General features: G+C 40.1%; 19 protein-coding genes and 1 pseudogene. 1 reads left to right on the plus strand and 19 read right to left on the minus strand.

Annotation, left to right across the window (positions count from 1 at the left end):
- Window positions 1–465, minus strand: a 465-nt coding sequence (locus IGI44_RS16390) for a TetR/AcrR family transcriptional regulator (protein ID WP_438789013.1), incomplete at its 3' end; no start/stop codon positions are given.
- Between the two features lie 177 nt (window positions 466–642).
- The gene (locus IGI44_RS16395; protein ID WP_438789014.1) at window positions 643–2,016 is read right to left on the minus strand and encodes a M24 family metallopeptidase; all 1,374 of its coding nucleotides are present in this window, start codon (window positions 2,014–2,016) and stop codon (window positions 643–645) included.
- A 121-nt stretch (window positions 2,017–2,137) separates the two neighbouring features.
- On the opposite strand from IGI44_RS16395, the gene IGI44_RS16400 reads away from it, so the two are divergent.
- Window positions 2,138–3,691: a helix-turn-helix domain-containing protein gene (locus tag IGI44_RS16400; RefSeq protein ID WP_438789015.1), complete on the plus strand. Its 1,554-nt coding sequence runs from the start codon at window positions 2,138–2,140 to the stop codon at window positions 3,689–3,691.
- A 57-nt stretch (window positions 3,692–3,748) separates the two neighbouring features.
- On the opposite strand, the gene IGI44_RS16405 is transcribed toward IGI44_RS16400, so the two are convergent.
- The 17 genes and pseudogenes from IGI44_RS16405 to trpB form a co-directional block, all read right to left on the minus strand.
- Complete coding sequence (locus tag IGI44_RS16405; RefSeq protein WP_438789016.1) at window positions 3,749–4,579, minus strand: sortase domain-containing protein; 831 nt, start codon at window positions 4,577–4,579, stop codon at window positions 3,749–3,751.
- A gap of 226 nt (window positions 4,580–4,805) precedes the next feature.
- Window positions 4,806–5,996, minus strand: coding sequence for a DUF6179 domain-containing protein (locus IGI44_RS16410; protein WP_438789017.1), 1,191 nt, complete (start codon window positions 5,994–5,996; stop codon window positions 4,806–4,808).
- Window positions 5,993–6,430: a DUF6323 family protein gene (locus tag IGI44_RS16415; protein WP_438789018.1), complete on the minus strand. Its 438-nt coding sequence runs from the start codon at window positions 6,428–6,430 to the stop codon at window positions 5,993–5,995. The genes IGI44_RS16410 and IGI44_RS16415 overlap by 4 nt, the downstream gene beginning before the upstream one ends.
- 228 nt (window positions 6,431–6,658) lie before the next feature.
- On the minus strand, window positions 6,659–8,119 hold the full coding sequence (locus IGI44_RS16420) for a glycoside hydrolase family 1 protein (protein WP_438789019.1): 1,461 nt from the start codon (window positions 8,117–8,119) through the stop codon (window positions 6,659–6,661).
- Window position 8,120: 1 nt separating this feature from the next.
- On the minus strand, window positions 8,121–9,500 hold the full coding sequence (locus IGI44_RS16425; RefSeq protein ID WP_438789020.1) for a PTS transporter subunit EIIC: 1,380 nt from the start codon (window positions 9,498–9,500) through the stop codon (window positions 8,121–8,123).
- A 92-nt stretch (window positions 9,501–9,592) separates the two neighbouring features.
- Window positions 9,593–10,294 (minus strand): MurR/RpiR family transcriptional regulator, encoded by a 702-nt coding sequence (locus tag IGI44_RS16430; protein WP_438789021.1) that lies wholly within the window; start codon window positions 10,292–10,294, stop codon window positions 9,593–9,595.
- A 121-nt stretch (window positions 10,295–10,415) separates the two neighbouring features.
- Entirely contained in the window at window positions 10,416–11,453 is a 1,038-nt protein-coding gene (locus IGI44_RS16435; protein ID WP_438789022.1) for a peptidylprolyl isomerase, read from the minus strand.
- A 160-nt stretch (window positions 11,454–11,613) separates the two neighbouring features.
- Window positions 11,614–12,144: a ClbS/DfsB family four-helix bundle protein gene (locus tag IGI44_RS16440; protein ID WP_438789023.1), complete on the minus strand. Its 531-nt coding sequence runs from the start codon at window positions 12,142–12,144 to the stop codon at window positions 11,614–11,616.
- 201 nt (window positions 12,145–12,345) lie between these two features.
- The gene (cydC, locus tag IGI44_RS16445) at window positions 12,346–14,094 is read right to left on the minus strand and encodes a thiol reductant ABC exporter subunit CydC (RefSeq protein ID WP_438789024.1); all 1,749 of its coding nucleotides are present in this window, start codon (window positions 14,092–14,094) and stop codon (window positions 12,346–12,348) included.
- Window positions 14,091–15,803, minus strand: coding sequence for a thiol reductant ABC exporter subunit CydD (gene cydD / locus IGI44_RS16450; RefSeq protein ID WP_438789025.1), 1,713 nt, complete (start codon window positions 15,801–15,803; stop codon window positions 14,091–14,093). The genes cydC and cydD overlap by 4 nt, the downstream gene beginning before the upstream one ends.
- 67 nt (window positions 15,804–15,870) lie before the next feature.
- Complete coding sequence (gene cydB / locus IGI44_RS16455; protein WP_438789026.1) at window positions 15,871–16,893, minus strand: cytochrome d ubiquinol oxidase subunit II; 1,023 nt, start codon at window positions 16,891–16,893, stop codon at window positions 15,871–15,873.
- Window positions 16,886–18,301 (minus strand): cytochrome ubiquinol oxidase subunit I, encoded by a 1,416-nt coding sequence (locus tag IGI44_RS16460; RefSeq protein ID WP_438789027.1) that lies wholly within the window; start codon window positions 18,299–18,301, stop codon window positions 16,886–16,888. Before IGI44_RS16460 ends, cydB begins: the two co-directional genes overlap by 8 nt.
- 302 nt (window positions 18,302–18,603) lie before the next feature.
- Window positions 18,604–20,044, minus strand: a pseudogene (locus tag IGI44_RS16465) (IS1182 family transposase).
- Between the two features lie 117 nt (window positions 20,045–20,161).
- Window positions 20,162–21,109, minus strand: coding sequence for a diacylglycerol/lipid kinase family protein (locus tag IGI44_RS16470; protein WP_438789028.1), 948 nt, complete (start codon window positions 21,107–21,109; stop codon window positions 20,162–20,164).
- 224 nt (window positions 21,110–21,333) lie between these two features.
- Entirely contained in the window at window positions 21,334–22,740 is a 1,407-nt protein-coding gene (locus tag IGI44_RS16475; RefSeq protein WP_438789029.1) for a C69 family dipeptidase, read from the minus strand.
- A 70-nt stretch (window positions 22,741–22,810) separates the two neighbouring features.
- Window positions 22,811–23,566, minus strand: coding sequence for a tryptophan synthase subunit alpha (gene trpA, locus IGI44_RS16480; protein WP_438789030.1), 756 nt, complete (start codon window positions 23,564–23,566; stop codon window positions 22,811–22,813).
- Window positions 23,563–24,756: a tryptophan synthase subunit beta gene (gene trpB, locus IGI44_RS16485; protein ID WP_438789031.1), complete on the minus strand. Its 1,194-nt coding sequence runs from the start codon at window positions 24,754–24,756 to the stop codon at window positions 23,563–23,565. The genes trpA and trpB overlap by 4 nt, the downstream gene beginning before the upstream one ends.
- Window positions 24,757–24,759 lie beyond the last annotated feature (3 nt).

The following is a 24,759-nucleotide window of genomic DNA, read 5'->3' on the forward strand; positions in this document are numbered from 1 at the left end:
TTCTACCGACTCGTATGGATAGTCTGTCTGAAATAGCTGTTGCCTGATTCCATCCTCAACAATGTTAGTTAACACTGGAGTAATTTCCTGGACTAAAGCAGTTTGAACCTTTTGATGCATTAGAGCATTTTGCGGCTTATGAACATAGTCCATCAATAATTCATCCTCTGAAGTATCTACTCGTAGCGCTAATACAGTTTGAACAAACCGTTGAAAAACCGGAATCTCTTGATTATCTGCAGCTTGCTTGGCCGCAATTGATAGCTGCTCTGTTGTTCGTTGAACTAACGCATTCATAATTTCTTCCTTCGATTTAAAGTGATAGTACAAGGTTCCACGGGCAATTCCTACTTCTGCGATGATTTCACCTGTACTTGTTTGATCAAATCCTTTCTCTGCAAAAAGCTTTCCGGCAACGTCCAAAATTTCATTTTTTCGTACAACAGGATTTTTTGATATCCGCATTCTTCTCATTCCCTTTTTTCGCGACCGACTGCCTGTCTATAATAAGTATAACGTTTTATCTAATAATCTGCTACTGAATATTTTCAATAACGTTTATTTCTTTACTTAATCCATGATTTATAGAAAATAAAGCAACGAAAAAACACTCAAATGTTTATTCAAGTGTTTTTTCGTTGTTTATTTAGCTGTCAAAGCAGTCTCTTTATTTAAGAAGAATGGCCGATAATACGCTGTAGCATTACACATTGGTAAAACCTCTTCACTTAATTTGATTCCAATTTCTTCTATTAAATACTTACGGCGTGCCTGCATCCGCTCCCACATTTCTGGGTATTCTTTTTGAATAGTTGCTCTCAATGTTTCATCTGCCAGTACAACACCACCTTCACAACTGGCGCCAGAATAGCCAGGGACAGAAGGAATGATATCAAATTGAAAAATCATGCCGCTTTTAATTGTTTCTTTCGAGTCTGGATAAACAGGAGAGGCCAGCCATTCTTCATCGGCACAAAGATGTCCTGGATTCAAATGCCAGCCATATTGCTGTTTTGGCAAGACTTCTTCGATTTTATCGTATAATGATGAACCCAGCATGTTGATTGTAATCGTCTCAAACCACGTTTTAACAGCATTAAAATAAGGTTTTGCTACGCGATCCAAATAATCCCTTTCTCCTTCGGGCAGCTCGTTGCTTGAGTGAACGGCATATCCGCCGCGACTTTGCAGACCACCTTTGTAGCCCGTAGTCATAGAAATTCGATCGCCAAGCTGGATTTTCTTCGCGCTTGGATAAAGATTTGCCTTTTCAAAGCGCGCACCCGTTGCCATAATCGTCACGACACTTGGGCTTTGCCCTAAATCATTTAAGTAAGCGCCAATGGTCATTTCACTTTTTCCGAGCTCTAACTGATCCATAGCTTGCAAAATACAATTCCCAGCAACCATGGCACCAAACTCATAATGCGCGATTTCATTGGCATTGTTCGTCGTGCGCAGACCGTTTTCTCCGATCATCAAATTAGTTGCGTTTTTTAAACTTGCTTCTGGCGCAGCTTGCTTTAAGCCATCTACTAGAAAATAAGGCAGATCATACAGGACCGCATTGTCCTCCTGTCGACTGGTAAAGTTTTTCCAGCCAATCAAACCAATATTTTCCGCTTTTTCCAGTTTGGTTTGTTTTAAAATCTCCGACACACTTAATGTCGTTTCCATTGGCTGATTCGGTAATGAAAAATGCGGCATATGAACCGCTTCTGCCTCTATCCGCGCAAAAGGCACCTTATTAAGGTTCTCATTTCCTAACACTAAATAAGCTTCTCCGCTTTGATGGATCACCAGTAACGCTTCTTCAAAACGAGGGACAAAACCAGTGAAATATTCGAAATTTCCACCATGCTCCAAATCAGCGTAAATCACAACAGCCTCATAGTTTGCTTCCTGCATTTTTTTTAAGAGATTGGCTTTACGAGCAGCCATTGTTTCATCGGTTAGTTGAACAGGCAATACATTTCCATCTAATTTTGGGGCAATAACTTTCTCTAATTTGATCACGATTATGTACTCCTTTGTTTTTTTTAATCATACCATAACATTTAGCTTGAAAATACTCGCTTTTTTTTAAGAAAATCGGTAAACTTATGATTATAAATAATTATTTTCGAAAGGAGTCAATATGAAACAATTACTTAACTCCTCTACTTACCGCCGAATTCAATTTGTGGAATTTTTGGATCAGCTGCCGGCTTGGTGTGACATCAAAGAGGCTGCCCGCAAAATTGATTGTTCAGCTAAAACACTTTTATCCGATATTGATTATATCAATGAATTTTGGGGCGACTACATCTATATTGAATACTCTAAATTTCAAGGTGTACGTCTGAACAATATCACCTCAAATAAACTGGGGAATGTTTATGGATTGATCTATAGTGAATCCAATGAATTTCAATTCGTTGAAAAAATGCTGTATGAGTCCAATCAGGATGCAGAATATTGGATCAACGAATTATTTATGAGTGAGGCTTCGTTTTACCGGATGGTTAATGCTTTAGAAGATTTCCTAAAACGACGTGGTCTCCAACTTGAGCGGTCTCCTTTTCGGATTACTGGACCAGATGAACGCTGGGTGCGTTTCTTTTATCAGCAATACTTTACTGAAGCCTATGGGGCGAATGAATGGCCCTTTACTTTAGATCATGAAGAAACTACTTGCTTTATTATGCGGACATCCACAGACTTTGACGTTTCTTTGGACGATCGTGAAATTCAGGAAGCGGCCTATTTGTTTTTGGTGACTTTAAATCGTATGCATCAAGGCTTCTATTTACCCGAAAATATTTATGCCGAAGAAGATGACACGATCGACAAAGTGATGGATTTCAGTCGACCTTTCGCAGAACATCTGCTGGCTCATACCGATTTTACACTGCCAAAGAAATGGTACCGAGAGGTCAGCCGTACGGTTTTCCATGAATTCTACAATTGGGACAATCCTGAGCAAATCGTTCGAATCAACAGTAAAATTGATACTTTTTTGAAAAATCTCTCTCAAGGCATCGAGTATCCGCTGAATCAAGATGATAAACGGAAAATCATGCAGGAGATGATGTCTTGGTATGTAGAATATAATTTCTACCCTTACCGACAAGTCATGCTCTTTGATAAACACCGTAAATTTGCGCGAGAAATCCAGCTCGTATACCCGATTTTTTCAACGCTTGTAAAGATTCATTTGCAAGATATTGAAAAAAAATCACCTGAATTATGGACCGATATACGCATCAATAATATCTTTTTCCTGTTAATGAAGGAATGGTCTCAACTTCCTATTCATCTGGAAAAACTAAGACAAAAGGTTACGATTCATGTAGTGAGTGATTTGGGCCGTAAACATGCAGAAATGCTGCGTGATTTTCTAATCGCCAATTATAGTAATTGGATTACCGTTGATACATTTAACGAACCCGTCATTTCAGCTGGACCTGATGATTTTGAAAACTTTGCCACTTACGACATTGTCTTAAGCAATAATCCAATTAGAGGCTATGAAAACGAGAATGTCTTGATCGTCAATAATTTCTTTTCTGCATCTGATCGAGAAAATCTTTGGAACTTTATTGTAGCTCATCAAAAAAGAGAAGCACGAAAGCATTTGAAAGCCCTCGGGAATATTAAATCAAAAACAGCCAAAGAGCTTTATTTCTCTGAGGAACTAATCAATAAATAAAAAGAGGCGTACCCACTTAAAGATCTGACTTTAAGATGGGACGCCTCTTTTACTATTCTATTTACTGGCAAAAACAATCAAATTGTAGTCATCATTGATACATGTTTGCAAGCTAATCCGTTCGCCGCCACCAGAGCCGGTGATTTGATCCCAGTAATCTGTGCCATCTGCTGCTACTCCAGAATCGTTTACGGTAACAATTTGAGAAACTGTATACGTCGTTAGGTTATTTGAGCTGTCAGAAATATCAATTGTTTCCCCAACACCTACTGAAAACAACACGTTAAAGATTCCAGGGTTGTGTCCAATAAAGTGTGTATTGGCACCATCATTTCCTGATTGTACAGACGCACCACCCCATGTTGCTACAAGATTGGGATTGGCATCAATGATTGCTTGCCCATTCCCTTGACCTGCATTTAAATAGGAAATCATTTGTCCGCCAATTTTTAACTGGTTTGCCTGCATGGCTACAGGTTCGGGTGTTGCCGCGTTTTGCGTCGCTGGTTCAGGCGTTGCCGTGTTGTTTGGTTCCGCCTCATTGATTGTTGGTGCTGGTCGCGTCGTTTCATCCGTTGCTTCCGTCGATGTCTCTACAGGAGCAACAGCTGGACTTGCTTCTTCAGAAGCTGTCGAAGCTTCTGACTTTTCACTATTGCTTTGCTTGGTTGACTGACTACTGTTTTCAGGTATTTGACTTGAATTAGTGGTAGAGGCAGAGTCTTCATCCATTGATGACTCAACTTCTTTACTTTTACTTGTTGATTGCTCCACAGTCTTTTGATCGGTCGTACTTGAAGAACTACTCACCGATTGCCCCAATACAGATGCTGCTCCTGTTGATAGAAAAAGTGCAGCGATTACTATAAATTTAAAATAGGTACTCATTTCTGTTTCCTCCTAAGCAAAAAGCTTTCTGCTATTTGCCTACAAATTAACGGAAAATGGGCCCTGCCACTGGAATATTGCTTAAAAAATAACTATTGAAATAATAAGAATCCAAATAAAGTGAGCAATAATCAGTTTTTGCTGAATAATTTCATAACTTTCTTTTTTAGAGACAAAACTGGTCGAGCAAAATTTGAAGGAATAGGAAACCTCATGACTTTTTTATCTATGAAAAGTCATACGAAACTAGTTGATAGTCTTCTAGAGAAGAAAAAAGCTGTGATTGATCATTGATTGATAAAGATTTTAAATAGTCTTTTAAAAAGTATAAAAAGTTGTTTTTTCCCTTTAAATCAATGATAGCTTGATAATTTTCACATCTATATTTCTTCATTACATATAGTATCAAAGTTATTATAAAGTCTTTTTCTAGCTCTTTAAAAAGTCTTTTATAAAACTCTGGTGTATTTGAGGTAATTTTGAGAAATTCTTCAAAGTCACTAGGAGCGGAAATATTTTGGGAAATCAGACAGATTTTCTCTTGTTGATCAGCTACAGAATAGGCTTCGAGCAGTTGATTGAAACGCATAACCGATAGCGTAGGTGGTAATTCTAAACGCCGCTTCTTTGCAGTGATACTCAAAAAGAACTCAAACGCACGCTCAGGCTCTTGTAAGTGACGAATAGTTTCTTTAAATTGTTCAAATACATGTCGATAATAGGGATTCAGTTCAATTAATTGGGTTAACTTAGACGGCAAATCTTCATTTTGGATCTGAACCATTGCATATTGAGCTTCGACTCGGTTAAGTAATAAAGTGTCATTTTCTTTTTTAGCGATGAGCATTTTCCCCACGATTTGCCGAAAGACAATCTCAAATAGATTATTAACATCCTGACGATAATCAAAGCCTAGCTTCTCCTGATAGCAATCTAACAACTCGTAGATTTGATGTTCAGGAATATTTTTAAGAAAGAATACTTCAGCAGCTAGATTTTGTAAGTAACGTTCATAATATTCAAGTCCAACAAAATCTTTGGGAACAGCTACCGAGAGTTGATAATCGAGAAAGGCTTGATCGTTTTCAGCAGCCCCATATTCAAGATCATAGGTCTTAAAAAAATGACCAATTTCAATTAGACTTTCTTTTAGGGAGTCAATTTCAAAACTTTGATAATTAGCCATAATCGTTTCATAAAGCTGCTGCAATTTTTTCAAGCGCTGCTTTAACTGATGTTTGCCTTGCTCAAATCGCTCTGGTAAGCTGCCTTCACCACCTTGGGCTAGAACAAATTCTATCGATTGCTGAATTCTCTCAGCTTGATCAATCGTTATAACACTTGAACCGCTCAAGTGCTCCTGTAATTTCCTCATGAAAAAGGGATAAAAATCTGGATCTAACACTTCGTTCTTCATTCGTCTTCCTCCGAATCCAAGTCTGGAAAATCCTCAAAGGAGCCCTGCAGTAGATCCAAGTCTCCTTGATACTTTTGATAGCGTTGTTCGATTTCTTCGAGAATATCTTGATCCGACACCTGCCCGGGATGATACGCTCGCAGATAATAGAAGAGCGCTTGACAAATTGAGTAATGTTCCATGTATTCGCTTTTGTAATAGATTGGCTGTTCTGCCAAGAAACGTGCGACTGTTTTTGAATTCTCCCAACTGAAATCAAGTAAATGATGATCCTTAAATAGCTGCGCTCTTTCCTCAGCAATCTCGGTGAACTCTGCTACAGATAATTGAAAGCTCTTGTGGTTGGCTTGAAGTGCTTGGTTGATTGTTGTTCTTGTTTCCTCCTTTTGCTCTGCTAAAAGTTGGTTAAATAACGATAAATCGAAATTCGTCATTGCTCTATCCACTCCTTTCATAGACCTAATAGCATAAGCTAACGCAAAAGACAATCTTGAAAAATAATTAAAAACATGGTATTATAAAGAAAGTTAAGGAAGCGCAATTTAAGCATTCCTTAACTTTTTTTGTTCTCTAATTTGATTTTCTTCGCATCGTTCATCTATGTAAAATAACATAAACCAGTGAGGTATGTGTTCACGCTCACTGGTTTATGAATGTAGCAATTAGTCTAAGCACTCACCATTGCAGGCGATAACCTTTTTGTACCAGAAGAAGGAATCTTTTTTGTGACGGTCATAGGTTCCGTTCCCCAAATCATCCGCGTCGACATAAATCAATCCGTATCGCTTCTTGAACTCTCCGGTTCCCGCGGAAACAATATCAATGGCACTCCAGCAAGCGTAACCAATCAGTTCTACCCCGTCCTCGATTGCTAGCGCCATCGCTTTAAAATGTTCTCTCATGTATTCGATACGATGGGTATCATGAATTGCTCCATCGGTTTCCATCGTTTCATAGGCACCAATACCATTTTCAACGATCATCAACGGCTTTTCATAGCGTGCATAATACTCGTTAAGCAGCCATCTCAAACCAGCCGGGTCTATCGTCCACCCCCATTCAGTAGCTTCCAGTAGTGGATTTTGCATCCCAAAATCGGTGGATCCCTCATGTTTTTCCAATTCATCGGTGGAGCAATCCGTACGGTAATAGCTAAAACTAATAAAGTCAACAGTACCGTTTTCCAGAATTTTGGAATCCTCTTCTGAAATTGCCAGACTAATCTCGTTTTCCTTCCAATAGCGTTTCGCCCAATAAGAATACTTCCCTTTGCACATCACATCCATACAATAATAATTCCAAATTTCCATATCCCGCTGCGCTGCAGCCACATCACCGGGTTTACAAGACAATGGGTAAAAGGCAAAGCCGCACATCATACAGCCTACTTCATTAGCCGGATCAATCTCATGCGCCAGTTGTACTACCTTAGCACTAGCAATAAATTCATGATGCAGAGCTTGAAAACGATTGTTAATATCTTCGGTCGTCGCATCCGCGTCGTGCATCACAATTTTTCGATGCTTAGGCAGAATACCAGAGGTGATCAATTCCCCATAAGAAATCGTACCAAAGTTAATTTCATTATGTGTTAGCCAGCGAGTAACGAGTCCTTTGTATTCCGTCAAAATTGTTTCAGCGTATTTCAAGAATAAATCAATCACTTTACGATTTGTCCAGCCACCATATTTTACACAGATATTCCAAGGGATATCATAGTGAGTCATGGTAACAGTTGGTTCAATCTCGTGCTCACGACATTTTTCGAATAGTCTACGATAATAATCTAATCCTGCTTGGTTTGGCTCCTCGTCGTCGCCGTTTGGAAAAATACGCGACCAATTAATTGACAGCCGATACGTTTTAAAGCCCATTTCAGCCAACAATTCGATATCTTCTTCAAAACGATCATACTGCAAACAACCTTGATGGCTTGGATAAAAATGCTTTTCCGTATCAATTATGTCTGTTACTTTTCGCGGATGTTCTCGATCCCCATTCGTACAATGATCGAGGACAGAGGCTCCTTTTCCATCTTTATTCCAAGCACCTTCACATTGCGTTGCCGCAGTAGCGCCTCCCCATAAAAAGTCTTTGGGAAATACATAATTTTTTTTCTCCATATTACTCACCCACTCCTTCTTTGATTCCGATTATTTTCGTTGCAATAAACGCACCTGCAAATGCCAACACCATTGTGCCGATCGCCATGATCAGGTTTTTATGAGTGCCATCTGGATTAATGAAGGCAACGATACTTGCAACACCAGGCGAAACAAATGCATATTCCGCCACATGGGTTAAACCGGCAAATAATCCACCGATACCACCGCCGATTGCTGCACTTATAAAGGGTTTTTGATAGGGAATCAGCACCCCGAAAATTGCTGGCTCAGTAATTCCAAAAACAGCGGTTAAGCCTGATGAAAAGGCCATTGCTTTGGTGTCTTTGTCTTTTACAAGTGTCATTGCGGCAATTGCAGCACCGCCAATTGCTAAATTTCCCGCTAACATTCCTGGCATGATAAAATTTTCAAAGCCATTTTCCGAAAAAGCTAGGAAGATCGCCGCGTAAAGTCCTGTCCCTGTTCCTGTAAAGACTAAGAAAGCTGATGCAGCACCGATCACTCCTACCGATAACCAGCCAAGATTTGTATTCATCCAGAGTAGACCAATACCAATCCATTGACCTAACCAAGTGCCAATTGGCGCTAAACACACCAAAGTTACAGGAACCGTAATCAGCATAGTCAATAAGGGCACAAAGAAAAATTTCACTTCCTTTGGAATATATTTATCCAAAGGTCGATAAACAAGCGCCATAAAGAGAACACCAAAGATGACGGGTAAAATTGTACTACCATAATTTGCTGTGGTCACTGGAACACCAAGAAAATCGAGCTTTTCCACTCCGCTAATATCTGGTGAGACCAATACTGCGCCTAATAAGGAACCTAGCATGGGATTGATCGTTAGTTTTTTGGCGGCATTGTAACCGACAAATATTGGGAGAAAAGTAAAGGCTGCCGTATAAATTGAATTTAATACAGAATAAGTTCCCGTTTCTGTTGATAAATTAAAGAAGGTTTTACACATTACCAAAACCGCGCTCATCATTCCACCAGCTACGATAATTGGCAGCGTTGGTAATACAGTCCCGGCAATAAAGTCAGTAGCAATCAGATAATAATTCTTTTTCTCTTTATTTTGAGAGGCAACAGTTGTAGCAGAATCTCCGCCACCCTTGTCACCGCTTCCAAAATCCCCCAGCTTACTAAACTCTAGGTAAACAGCACCGACACTTGTACCGATAATTACTTGATATTCATTTTCATTTTTGACTAGCCCTAAAACCCCCTTTATTTCCTTTACCGATTCTTCATTTACCACATCTTCATTTTTTATCGTCAAACGTAGTCTAGTCGCACAATGAGTAGCATTTAAGATATTGTCTTTACCGCCAAAGCCTGACAGTATTTCTTCACTTAACTCTTTATTGGACATTCGGAAAGCCCCCTTGTTTGGTTTTTATCTGCAGATAGTGAATTCGAATTCATTTATAGTGTAACAAATGCCAAATAAAAAAAAGGAACAGATTATGTCCCTTTTTTTCTCACTTGTCGTTGATATTCATGGTAAATTACGTCTAGATAGTACTCAATTGCTAGGGTGTGATAAACAGTTTTGGAGGATGGATGACCAATTTCTCCCATTGGAAGAACCAAATCATAATTACCTAGCATGTCGGGATCATCCATCGAAGTCATGATGGCCTTTTTACAGCTTAATTGACTGATAAACTCATCTATTTGATAAGTAAAACTGCCTAAAACAGAAATAACAATCACAAGATCACTAGGAACAATCCGTTTAAGTACCTTATTATCGGAAAAATTATAAGATACGATTCGAACCATTTTTCCCGAAAAAATCATTTCCTTTTGAAACTCCAAACATCTTGCTCCATAGATATCCGAAACTAAAAAAATAATTTCTCGCGAGGCAATGATTGTTCTAACAATTTCATCAATGTCAGTTCCAACGACATTTCGAAGGTTCGCTGCCATTTGAATAATCTGGTCTGCTAAATAATCAGGATAGTCTTCCCTATCATCGAATTGTAAATAATAGTCATACTGTTCGTGATCTTTTTTTAAGTGACGGAAATTGTCAAACCCAATAAATTTCGCAAAGCGACGAATTGATGTGCGTGTTACAAAACATTCATCAGCTGCATCAAAAATGTTGATGTCATCTAGTCTGTCAAAATGGATTAAGAAATACTTGGCAATTGTCACCTTTGAATCATCTTCATCATAATTATTGAGGATTCCTAAAAGCGAATTTAAAAGTCCGTATTTATTTAACTCGTTGATTCTCTTCACCTTCTTTGGGTAGATTCTGTCAGTACATAAAACGCTAGTGTCCGAACTTTTTAAAGGTAATTTTGCGGATCATTATCGGATTGAGCGGCGCATCCTCTTTATCCGTTTCTTGACTGGCAATCTCACGCACGACAGACATGCCATCAATGACTTGACCAAAGACGGTATAACGGCCATCTAATTCGGGAATCCCACCAACTGCTTCATAATGTGAACGGACTTTTAACGGTAGATTCATCCGATACAAATGATCTCTATTTACATGATTGCGTTCCACGATGTAGAACTGATTGCCGTTAGTATTCGGACCATGATTGCCTAAGCAGACTGCGCCGTCAAAATGATACAGTCCTTCATCTACCTCATCCTCAAAATAGCTTCCATATATTGATTGCGCTTCATCTCCAGAACCATCTAGGGCACCGCCTTGAATGACAAAATCCTTGATTACTCGTGAAAATGGCGTACCGTCATAGAAGCCTTGCTTTACCAAGCCACGCCAATTCTTGACTGCTTTAGGAGCATCCTGCGAAAAGAGTCTCATAGTAATCAGTCCTGCATCGGTCTCGATTTGACAAAGCTCTTCATTGGGCCGTGTTGGTGTTAGCTGAAGCAGGTACTGATTCGGATACTTAATTCCATGATCCTGTTCTACGACTTGTTGAATATACCAGTCCAAACGCTCAACACCTAAGCGTGCTACTTTGATCAAATAGGTGTATTCCTTCTCTGGTGTCGCAACACGATAAGAAACTAAGCCGCGTAGATTATTGTATTTGTTTCCTCTAACCTTAAATAAATCAACAAAATGAGCTTCCAAAAAGGTCAATTCTTTTCCCTTTAATGAGTTGAAGTGTTTATTCTCATTCCCTAAAATAAACGAAGCAAATGCTTCCTCGCTTCCGCTTGCTAAGATTTCTGTGAACTCCTGCAACCGTTGCTTGATTTCCGCCTCATCCCAATGACGAGGAATCAAATGTGTAGTAATGGTTTCATCAATCAGTTTCTTTTTAATAATGACCGCAGCGGCACCGAGAACGCCAGCTGCTAGAACAACTTTGCCTTTCTTCATAGCCTACCTCCAACCGACTTTTTCTTCATTGTACCAGAAAGAGCGCAGGTCAGTCATTCACCTAATAGCTGGTAGTTATAATTAACTCATTATTTTGTTTGCGATATTTTTAGTCCGTTCTTTCAAAGAAGTAAGCATTGCAGAAAAATCTACCCCTTTACTACAAGGATTTCTTGAACTTTCTGATTTTCTTTGCCGCCCAGTCATAATGACTCGCTGTGGTAGAAACAAAATAACTACCTAGTGTGCTGCCGCCAACCCAAGAGAACGTCCCCTTTGAAAATAACTCTTCATTTGAAAATTCCTTTGCTAACGCCATTACTTGCTTATGACTTTCAATTAAAAGCTGAAGTGCCGTTTCATAATTTGTTTGTTGATGTTTCTCCCAAAATTCAAGATTCATCGCCCCATAATTTTTCCAGTTATAGCCTTCTTTCGAAAACGGTTTCTCCTCACCTGCTTGGTTTGCTTTTACCCAATTCAACAATAATTGGTGCCACTCATAAAGATGAACCAAGACGTCTCGCAAATTTTTATCTCGTTGCCAGTGAGCTTGCTTTTCCTTCGTCACATCAAAAGTAAATGGCCTGCTTAACTGTTTTGAAGGAATTGTCTCTAACAACGTGATCATTTTCTTATAGTTATCATTTGCCGCTTGTATCAACTCATTTTTGGTTGTTGGTCTTGCCATAATCTTTTCCTCCTTCGTCTTTCTTATTCTTAGTATGAACCAACACGTAACGTGGGAGTCAAGTTATAAATGTTAATCGAAATCAAAGTATCGTTTTCATTATACCTTGGACTCAAGGAACGGCTTATTCATCTAATTAGGAGTAAAAAAATCAGATACCTTCTTAAATTCTAAGAAGGTATCTGATTTTTAAGGATTTAATTATATAAGTCCCTGATCGATTTGTTTCAGCTTTTTATAATGAGCATTCGTTCGTGCTAATTCTGATGGGCTGCCCTGCATGCTCAACCGACCATCTTCAATGAAGATGACTTGGTCCATCGCCTCAATCCCTTGAAGATGGTGAGTGATCCAAATAACTGTTTTATCTTTCAGCTCATTGAAAAAGGTGTGAATCAAGGCCTGCTCCGTGACCGGATCAAGGCCGACAGTTGGCTCATCCAATAAAATGATGGGGGCTTCCTGCAACAGAATTCGTGCCAGCGCCAAACGCTGCCGCTCACCACCAGAAAAGCGCAAACCGGCCTCATCCACCATTGTCATCAAGCCATCTGGCAAAGTTTCCACCAATTCCTTCAAGCCAACTCGTTCAAGCACCTGCCAAAGCTCCTCGTCAGTCGCCGCTTCATTCCCAATTCGCAGATTATTCGCAATTGTCGTGTGAAATAGATAAGGTGTCTGATGGATAACACCAAGGTAATTGCTGATGTCATCACCGAATGTATAGGTCTCTTCCCCATTTAGCGTAATTGCCCCTTCAGTGGGCCGTAAATCGCCGCGAATTAAATTTGCTAACGTGCTCTTGCCAGACCCGCTGCGTCCCAGAATCGCGATTTTTTCGCCGGGCTCCAAGGTCAACTTGATACCCGATAAAACACTTTTGGTACTTTCGGGATAATGATAATGAACATTGTCGATTTTCAAAGTCAACGCCCCTGAAACAGTTGGGATCGGTCCATCAATTTTCTGAATCGCTGGCAGATCATTCAAGTTTTTGATCGAATCTTTGTAACTGTTCGTTTCTTGGGCTGCCGCTGGCAACGGCGCAAAGGCATCAATCAACGGAAAGACTGAAAGGACAAAAGCTGCGATCCAATTGGCTGCTCCCCCATGATTTCCAGGAAATTGGCGGCTAGTCCATACTAACAAGGCAATCGTAATCACACCAAACATCAACTGTAAAATAAAATTGCGCTTGCGTTGGAAGCTCTGTAGTTTTCGATTCACCTCTCGCAACGGTTCTTCAGATTCTTCGTGGTGGTTCACATAATCCTGCCCTCGTTGACTAAAGATCCAATCTGAAACCCCTAACACATTATCTGTTAAATCACTGTACAACTGATTTTTCATCTGTTTCTGCTGTTCTTGGCGGGCACCATTGATGATTACTGACCATAAGGGAAGTAAAAATACAACGACTCCTAATAGCAACAACATGCCTAAAGCGAAGAAAGGTGAAAAGTAACCGATCCCGATAATTACAAAGGCATAGAGCAGCCAGGCAATAATAGTAGGAAAGATCGTCCGTAAATACAGATTTTGGATATGATTGATATCCTCAGAAAGCAGACCGAGAATATCCCCCGTTCGATGGTTTTGTTTAAAGAAAACCGCGTCTTGCTCCAACGAATCATACAATTTTACGCGCAAATTCGAAGTCATCTTCAAGACCCAATTGTGGCTAACCAAACGCTCTACATAACGAAAAACAGGACGACCGATGCCGAAAGCGCGCGTCAATACAATGGGAATATAGATCATTAATATGTTTTCCGGCAATGAAGCTGCCCGACTGATCAAATAACCCGAATTAAACATCAAAGCCCCTGCACAGAAGAACGTGATGAAGCCTAGTGTCAACGCAAGAATCAAGGATTTCTTATATTGTTTAAAGAAAGGTTTGACCCATTCATCTGTTTTAAAGACATTCAATAATCCGATGTGCTTCATCCCTCTTCACCTCGCAATGCATGACTCAGTTTCGTAAAGGCCCCGTTTCTTTGTTGCAGTTCTGCGACAGTCCCCTGTTCAACGAGCCTGCCATGATCCATCACTAACAGATAGTCCATTTCTGCCAACCAATGGAGTCGATGGGTTGCAAAAAAGACTAAACGATTTTCCATCAACGGCAGCATTCGTTCCTTTAATTCAACTTCTGTTTCAATGTCCAAGTGAGCCGTCGGTTCATCAAAAAGTAAAATCTTCCGTTCCTGATCTAAAAAGGCACGGGCTAAAGCAATTCGTTGCGCCTGTCCGCCACTAAGTGTTCGTGCACCTTCACCTAACTTGGTTTCCAAACCTTCAGGTAATTCCTTTAATAGCTCGGTCAATCCAGTGACTTCGATTGCTTTCATAATTTCCTCATCGCTAGCCTGCGGATGATAAAAAGCAATATTTTCCCGTACCGAACGTTGAAAAATATAAGGATTTTGCGGAATGTAAATCAACTGCTCCTGCCATTGCGGCTGATCAAAAGCGGGTAAGGTTTGATCATCAAACTGTATCTGGCTATTAGTCGGGCGTAAAAAACCACTTAATAAATTAATCAATGTTGATTTTCCAGACCCGCTTACCCCGATAATACCGATTTTTTTGTACCCTTTTACTTCAAAATCAACTGCGGCTCCAAGCTTTTCGGCATAGTTATAGTGCATCTTGATGCTCAATTGACTATCATTTGACCAAGCGGATAAACCGATCATCGCATCTTGAGTCTCAGGCAACTCTAAAATCTGATTCACATCAGCCATCGCATTTTTTCCATCCAAGGTTGCATGATAATCACTAGAAAAATCACGAATTGGCAAGAAATACTCAGGTGCTAAAATCAAGACTGTCAATGCCGGAAATAAGAAGATTCCTTCATTAATCAAACGCAGCCCAAGCAAAACCGCCACGACAGCTACGGATAAGGTCGTAAAAAAATCTAATGCAAAGGTCGATAGAATCGCGATCTTCAACGTACTCATTGTTGCTTTTCGGAAACGCTCGCTGGTAGAAAAGATACCTTTACTGTATTGTTTACTGATTCCGAAGAATTTTAAGGTGTCAATCCCTCTAAGGGAATCAATAAAATGATTCGACAACACTTGGAATACTTTGTATTGCTTATCCGCTTTACTCTGAGCCGCATAGCCTAGGATAATCATAAAGATGATGATCAAAGGGAAAACGATCAATAAGACAACGCCTGATTCCCAATCTAGTAAAAAGATAGCCACTAATAAAATCCAAGGAATGATCATCATATTCAGCATTTTAGGCAAGATCAAATGCAGATACTCTTCCACCTGATCAATTCCATCCAATGCAGTGGTGACTACACTCCCCGTTCCTTGCTTTTGCACCACCTGCGGACCTAACCGAAAGATTTTTCGCAACAATTGACTACGTAAATCTTTCGCCTGTTGGTAAGCATATTCTTCTAGCATATGCTCTCGCAAATAAGTCATCAGATGACGCAACGCAAAAGACACGAAGAATAGCAATAGCCAATTTATTTGGTTGTTTAATTCTTCCCCGTTCCATAAATGCGTGATCGTCATGGACAAGCCATATGCTTGTCCAATTATAAAGATTGCTTGCAGGATAGCAGATCCTGCAAGCAACATCAGAATTTTTTTGATACCGGGAAGTTGTAATAACTTCTTGTCGATCATAATTGAACTCCTACTAAAGTATTCGTTTTTAACTAAGTTTTATCCTAATAACTTTTTCGTATCACTATTAATAATTCGATTCTACTCCAACCTCATGAGGGTGTTTGATCCGTTTACGGAAAATGTAATAGGTCCAAGCGGTATATCCTAGGACAAATGGTAAGATCGTCAATGAGATATAGGACATGACTTTCAGAGTATATGGACTTGAAGAAGCATGTTCGATCAGCAAATCATTTCCTGGAATTGAGCTGATCAATACTCTTGGAAACAACCCGCTGAACAATAACACCACTAAGGCGATCAAAGTTAGTCCACTAGTGATAAAGGCCAGCATTTCCTTATTTCTAAAGACAGAAATGTTTGCGATCACCGTTAGCAGCACAATCACTGCCAATAAGCTTAAGGTTACTGCAAAGTTATTTTGGAAGAAATCTGTCTTAAAGTACATCAAGATAGCAAATGCGACTAAGCCAAAATACAACACACCATATAACAATTGCGCATAATTTTTTGCCCGATAACGAACAGGTCCTTCGGTACGTAAAGCAATGTAGTTTAAGCCGTGCAAATAGCACAGTAAGGTTAAAGCTACGCCACCTACCAATGAATACAGATTAATGTAATCACTAAACGTCGCCATCATATTGTGATTGGCATCCAATGGCATGCCTTGAATCATGCTAATAAATAGAACGCCAAAGAAAAATGGGACAATAAAACTACCAATCGTCAGTGTCCAATTCCAAATCTGTTTATGTTCCTTCGGCATGTGACTGCGAAATTCGAAGGAAACTCCGCGAATGATTAAACCAAATAGTATGATGAACAAAATTAAATAGTAGCCACTGAATAATGAGGCATACCAATAAGGAAATGAGGCAAACATTGCCCCGCCAGCCGTCAAGAGCCAAACTTCATTTCCATCCCAAACCGGCCCGATTGTTTCTACGATTTGATCCTTTTCATGTTCATCGTGTGCTAAGGTTTGTACCGACATACCGACACCAAAGTCAAACCCTTCTAGAAAGAAGAAGCCGGAAAACAGGACACCGATCAATATAAACCATAATAATTGTAAACTACTCATGAGTAAACGCCCCCTTATCGAAAGGATCAGTTGAGTCAGTATCCTGATTCATTTGATCAAGTCCGGGTCCTTTGTTTAATTCACGTTTGACTAAATAAATCATCGTTACTGCCAAACCTGAAAATAAAAGGAAGTAAATGATATTTGAAATCAATAGAGAAGTTACTGAAACATTTGGTGAGACACTGTCTTCGATAGTAAATAAACCATAAACCGTCCAAGGATAGCGTCCCAATTCTGTGACTAACCACCCTGCTGTGTTTGCTAAAAATGGTGCGAAGGTACAAAGTCCCATCACCCAAAGCATCCAGCGTTTCTCGTATAAAATTGGTTTCTTCTTCCGAGTAAAGAACAAACCGAATATTGCCACCAGCAACATGAGCATACCAAAGCCTGCCATGATCCGGAAATTCCAGAATAATGCGTTAACTGGCGGATAATAGTTCCGATCTCCATATTTTTTAACTAATTCTTTGTTAACCGTATCCATTCCTTTAATTGAACCAGAAGGTTTATTATAAGATAGAATACTCAACATATATGGAATTTGAACGCCAAACACTTGTTTATGCTCCCGCTCATTGTCCCACGCAATTAAAGTCCAAGCCGCCGGATCTCCGGTATCTTCATAGGTTCCTTCCATTGCCGCGAACTTCATAGGATTCGTTTCAATCAATGCCTTCATCTGCGCATCTCCTGCACCTAAAACTAGGACGGAGCCGAATAGTGTAACCACCAATCCAATCCGCATGGATTTCATGAAAAATTCCCGCATTTTTTTATCTTTCCGTTTCAATAATTGGAACGCAGCAAGTCCAGCAGCGATCATTCCGCCCATTGTAATCGCCGCTGCAATTACGTGACCGAATTCATACCACACTTTTGGATTGGCGATTACCGCACCAAAATCAGACATTTCCGCACGACCATTGCGAAGCACATATCCAACTGGATGCTGCATAAAGCTGTTTGCGGCTAAAATCCAGAACGCAGATAGCATCGACGCAATCGTCACTAACCAAATAAAGAAGACATGTAAGCCTGGTTTTACTCGATCCCATGTGAAAATCCAGAGTCCTAAGAACGTTGACTCCATAAAGAACGCTAGTAAAGCCTCCACTGCTAATGGCGCGCCAAAAATATCACCGACGAACCGAGAATAATCCGACCAGTTCATTCCAAATTGAAACTCTTGAATGATCCCAGTCACGACGCCCACCGCAAAACTCAATAGGAAAATGTTTCCCCAAAATTTCGCCAATTGACGATATTTTTCATTTTTCGTTTTAACATATAACGTTTCCATAATGGCAACAACCAAAACCATCCCAATCGAGAATGGTACGAAGAAAAAGTGAAAAACCGTCGTCATGGCGAACTGAAAACGGGCCAACGTCACTATATCCATTTTTATTTCCTCCCCTGTATTGTGAATAACAGAACTAAAATAAATCTAATTCTATAAATACTATAATCCTTAAGAAATAAATTGCCAAATGTTCAGCTTAAGCGCTTCTTATTCATGAGAAATGACCAAAAAGGTAAATAACTATTTTTAAACAAAAAGGTGATGATTTTTGCCAAAAATATTCTATTTTAATTTACCTTGCTTGATAAAGCGCTCACTTAGAGCTTGTTTATGTTCTTCATTTTTGAATGAGAATTTTCTCTTAAGAAGGATAAACAAAAAGACCACCATCACTGGTGGTCTCAGACTGTAGACAAAGGACGTTCCAAACTCGAAATTTGAGTTTGGAACGTCCTTTTACTGATTTCTTTCGACATTCAGGACAAAAAAATAAAGGCTCCTTGCCTTTCCATAGCCATGTGGCTAATTTCTTTAAATTCATTGCAGCAAATACTAGCATCGTATGCGTCGCGACTTTTTCCAAGCCTCGATACTTGGTCCAACGCATCCCATGCTTCTCTTTTGCATCCGCAAATATTCGTTCAATCGTTTGTTTTCGTTTTTTATAAATCGATTTATTCCGATCCGTTAAACGAAGATGTTCCGCTTCATCCATTAAGTCTCCCCAAACATGTCTCGTGATGACTCGTTGATGATTTTTACTTTTGGTACATTGGTTTAGCAGAGGGCAGTGCACACACTCTTTTGAATTGGATTTGTATTCACGATATCCGTCTCGAGTGACTGTTGAAAAAGCGAGCATTTGATCCTGCGGACAAATGTAACAATCATAATACTCGTCATAGAGAAACTCGTTTTTTGATAATAGTCCTTTTTTCCCTTTAATCCGTGTATAAGGAAAACATGGACGCAAGTTCCAACGGGTCAAAAAATGAACAAACTTAGGTGTCTTGTATCCAGCATCCGCAACAACACACGTCATTTCTGGGAACAACCGTTTTGAACGTTTCACTAATTGATGAGCAACTTGGCTATCATGAATGTTTCCTGGTGTCACAATCGTACTGATAATGAAGCCATTATCCTCACAAGCCGTGTGGGCAGAATACGCAAATTGTTTTTCTCGTTCACCTTTGACGTAGTAGCCACTTTCCGGATCAGCTTTACTTATTTTTCTTTCAGCTTCACTTCCTTTTCTAGGCCCAAAGTAAAAGGGCGTTTTCCGGCCTCTATTCGTTGACGATTGATCTCATCTTCTAATTCATCTTGATAGGCTTTCGCTTCATCATGGGTCATTTCCTTCGTAAACTTATGTTTATTGGCGTTGGCTTTGATGTGGGTAGAATCCAGATACAAATTATCCTCTGTTACGAAACCTGCTTTAACTGCTTGTTCTAAAATATAGGCAAAGATATCCTCAAACAACGTCGTTTCTCTAAATCGGCGGACATAATTCTTTCCAAAAGTTGAGAAATGGGGGATTTTCTCCTCGAAGGAATAGCCTAAAAACCAGCGGTAAGCGACATTGGTGTCGACTTCCTTAATGGTTTGTCGCATGGAACGGATGCCGAATAAATACTGGATAAACACCAATTTGATCAGAATCACTGGATCGATACTTGGTCGACCTAAATTGGAGTAAGTGGCTTCGACGATTGGATAAATAAAGTCAAAATCAAGCGCGGCATCAATCTTTCGAACGAGATGATCTTGCGGAACCAGATCATCAATCGTGAGCATCGCAAATTGATTTCTGCCGTTCGTATTGTTTTTAGACATCATAAAACACCACTCCTTGTATTCGTTTTCATAAATCTATTATAAAAGAAAAGACTGTAGACATCATCCATAAATTGGACTTTGTCTACAGTCTGAGACCACCATCACTGGTGGTCTTGCTTAGCTCTCTTGGTCAGCTCCATAATAGACTTCCAAATGCTGCGGCAATACTTTAACACTTAATGGCAGCTCCGGTCCTTCATCTCCGTCAACACTTGGATGAAGCTCAACCTCTTCTTTCACCGTCAAATGACCTTCTTTAAAGGCAGTATATCCAATATTCTCGGTGGATTGATCCACACCCTTGATAATATCCGGTACACTTTTCAATCGATCTGTGATGCTTTGATCCTTCAAATACAGTAGATAAAGCTGACCGTCATTAATCTTTGCTTCGGGAACAATATGGGTAAATCCGCCGATAGTCCGAGTCAGGACAATCACCACTGCGCTGCTTTCGATCTCGGTCTTTTCACCATCAATTTCAAGCATGAAGTGATAATTTTCATCGTTAAAAACTTCTTTAACGCCATTGACAAAATAAGCTAATTTACCAAATTTCGTCTTCTCTTCTACATCAACATCACTAATGGCCTCAGGAATGCTGCCAACGGAAACGATATTCATAAAGTAATCGTCATTGATCTTGCCAATGTCTAACGAGGTGGTGCGTTCGGTCGTAAAGGACTCAATGGCTTCTTTAGGGTCCATCGGAATTTTTAAAGAACGCCCTAAATCATTGACTGTTCCTAATGGAAAGAAGCCAAATTTCGGTCGGTATGCTTGTTCAGCCAATCCACTGATCGCTTCGTTGACTGTTCCATCACCCCCCATTGCAAAGACACTATCGATTTTTTCTTCAGCTGCTTTGCGAGCAAATTCTGTAGCGTCGCCTTCTTTTTCGGTTTCTTTTACTTGGACATCATCAAAAAACTGTTCCAATTTTTCCTGTGCTTGTCCGGCATATTCTTTTGCTTCTTCATTCCCAGAACTGGGATTGACGATCAAGATTGCTTTTTTCATCATTACACGCTCCCTTTCCTCTTGTCTGAAAAATAGTTGCTGCATATCCGTTCTCTATTTCATAATCAGTATAACAGGCAATCGTCAATTCTTTATTGAGTATGCTTTGCAAAATTGTCCATAAGGATTCGGTTCAGCTAAAAAGGTCTGACACCAACGCTTCAAGAAATTTCTACTTTGATATCCGAATCTTTTCGTGGCAAAAATGACATAAATCTTCAAAAAAAGGAATCCTTCCGTTTTTTCGGAGGATTCCTTTATGCTGTCCTTTAGTCATTTAAATTGTAACGTAATTTCATATGTTCTGATCCTGAGATCACCATATCGCCAAATAGTTTCGTTTGACGTTTCAATGATTCGTCTGCTAATTTTTCGTTCGCAGTTTCTAGAAATGCTTGAACATCGGATTGATCAGCAATCGCCTTATCTGTTTCATTTTGAATGCCGCGATACGTTGACATTGCTTCTAATTCGAAGGTGTTACGGAAGTCCACATAGAAATTATAATCCGTATCCCCTAGAAGAGCAGTCGCACAGCTTAACCAGTACATATTATTCAAATCAAAGGTACCTGTCGCATTTTTATAGCAAGCTGGTGTGTCACTCACATTTGAATAGAACGGCACAACAGTATTAAAGGTATTGGCACCATAAGCTAACCAATGCACGCCAGCAATTTCAGCGGGAACATGGTTGCGAATTTGTAAAATGTGTACATTGTGGTTACGGTTGATCCCGATTGGACGGATCAAGGTTTTTTCTGCTTCCGTACCATCTCCGTAAGGATCGTATTTTGTATTTTCGAAGTGAGAACTTAAAACGAATTTTACGTCTTCAATCGTGATTTTTCGATTTGCTCGACAAATGAATGGCAAGTCTTGATCCATCGGATCTTGTTCTACTTCAGGAGTGAAATATTTTTGACCGTACCAAGCACGTGGGTTGTTATAAACGGTATCTTTAATGGAAGAGCTTCCGAAAATATGACGCAAGTTATAGCCTTCATAGTCTGGATTCAAGTGATTGTCTTCGATCAACGCTTTTAAATCGTCTGAACAAAGCGTGTCCTCAGAATCAAAATCAAAGTCATCAATATTCATGCGATTTGGTGCAACAACATAAGCGTCATCTGGGATGCGAACTGCGGCCCAATGGTGTCCGCCGATGGTTTCCAACCACCAAACTTCGTCTTGATCAGAAAAAGCAATGCCGTTTGGTTCATAAGTTCCGTATTCCTTCAATAAAGCACCAAGACGTTCTACCCCTTCTTTGGCGCTGTGAATATACGGTAAAACCAAGGTAACAATATCTTCTTCACCAATGCCCCCTTCGACATATGGATCAAGTCCTTGAATTCTTGGGTTCGTCGTAATTGTTTCAGTTGCAGACATCGCGACATTTTCACTGTTGATTCCCGCCGCCGGCCAAATACCGTTGGTTAAAATCGAGTTTGGCATTGAGGTATAGCGCATTGGATTGTCAGGCAATTCAACTTTCACGCCGCTAATCACTGCTTGATAATGTTTTGGTTGATCTTCTGGTTGAACTACCACAAAACGTTGTGGGTCTAACGCTTCATGCCCATCATCGTTCCTTGAAATAATAGTTGAGCCATCAATTGATGCTTTCTTTCCGACTAGTACAGTGGTACATGAACCTTTTACTCTTTTTGTCATACTTGAAACACTCTCCCTTTTCATGGTAACTCAAGTATAACGCTAAAAAAATTAAACACCAAATGAAATCCTATTGTAAAATCTCCTTTAACATTTCACCCGTTTTTTCGGTGCCCTCTTGCTCTAGAGAACGAACAATTTTAGAGCCGATTACCACACCATCACAGACCTGTTGAAAGTTTTTTACCTGCTCGTTGGTTGAGATACCGAATCCTGCCAAAACTGGAATTTTGCTAAATGCTTTCACCTTCGCTAAATGTGCCATTAAATCGTCTCGGAAATTTTGATTTGTTCCAGTAATTCCATTGACTGTTACAGCGTAAATGAATCCTTCGGCATCAGCGACTAATTCCTCAATGCGCTCAGTGGGACTGGTTAGTGAAACCAATGTCAATAAAGCCATATTTCCTAAATCAGGCTGAACTAAATCACGATGCTCATAAGGCAAATCTGGAATAATCAGTCCTTGCACATCCGTTTCTTCCAGATCTTCTACCAGCTCTTTGATTCCATAATGAAAAAAGGAATTGCTATAGCCCATTAAAATCAGCGGCGCTCCCGAACGAATTTCCTGAAGCTTTTCAACCAACTTCTTCAACGTCACCTGTTGAGCAAAGGCGCGTAATCCAGCAGCCTGAATCGTCGGTCCGTCGGCGACTGGGTCAGAAAACGGTACGCCCAATTCGATCGCTGCCGCCCCTTGCTCCACCAGCATGGCTATTTCTTCTTCTAATTTATCTAATCCCTGTGCTCCTGCCATGATATAAGGAACAAATAATTTTTCCGTCTCGGATCTGCTTTTTAATGTTTCCGTTAATGGCTTCATTTTGTTGCCTCCATTCGTTCTTTAATTTGTTGGACATCCTTATCACCGCGACCAGAGAGATTCATCACAAGAATCTGATCCTTTGCCATTGTCGGTGCTACTTTCACGACTTGTGCCAAAGCATGCGAGCTTTCCAGAGCTGGAATAATCCCTTCTAATCTAGATAAGTAGTGAAAAGCTTCAACGGCCTCTTCATCATTAATCGCCGCATATTTCGCACGTCCAATATCATGCAAGAAGGAATGTTCTGGACCAATTCCGGGATAATCCAACCCAGCTGATATCGAAAAGGCTTCAATTACTTGTCCGTCGTCATCCTGCAGCAAGTGCATCTTAGCCCCGTGCAAAATTCCCACGCTGCCCTTGTTAATAGATGCCGCGTGTTCTTCTGTATCCAATCCACTACCTGAAGCTTCCACACCCATTAAACGAACTTCTTTGTCTTCAATAAAAGGATAAAACATCCCCATTGCATTGCTTCCCCCACCAACACAAGCCATTACTAAATCAGGCAAACGCCCTTCTGCTTCTAAAATTTGACGTCGTGTTTCGATTCCAATGATACTTTGATAATCTCGCACAATTTCAGGAAATGGATGGGGACCTAAGACAGATCCCATTACATAGTGGGTGTCCTCCACCGTCGCGACCCAATAGCGCAGCGCCTCATTTACCGCATCCTTTAAGGTTTTACTACCAGAAGTAACACTCTCAACTTTGGCGCCTAGAAGCTCCATCCGAAAAACATTCAATGCTTGACGTTTCACATCGATCTCTCCCATGAAAATTGTGCATTCCATTCCGAATAGTGCCGCTGCTGTGGCTGTTGCCACACCATGTTGACCTGCACCTGTTTCAGCCACCACTTTACGTTTGCCCATTTTCTTTGCCAGTAATACTTGTCCTAAGGCGTTGTTAATTTTATGAGCCCCCGTATGGTTTAAATCCTCACGTTTTAAATAAATCTTAGCCCCACCTAATTCGTTGGTTAAACGTTCCGCGAAGTAAAGGGGATTTTCTCGTCCGACATATTGTTTCAAATAATAGTTCAGCTCTTCTTGAAATTCTGGGTCCTTTTTCGATTCTTCGTACGTTTTTTCTAATTCTTGAACGGCGTACATCAACGTCTCTGGGACAAACTTTCCACCATATTCACCGTAAAAACCTGCTTTATTGGGTTCTTGATACATATA

It is taken from the genome of Enterococcus sp. DIV0756 (genome assembly GCF_051710745.1).
Classification (GTDB): Bacteria; Bacillota; Bacilli; order Lactobacillales; family Enterococcaceae; genus Enterococcus_A.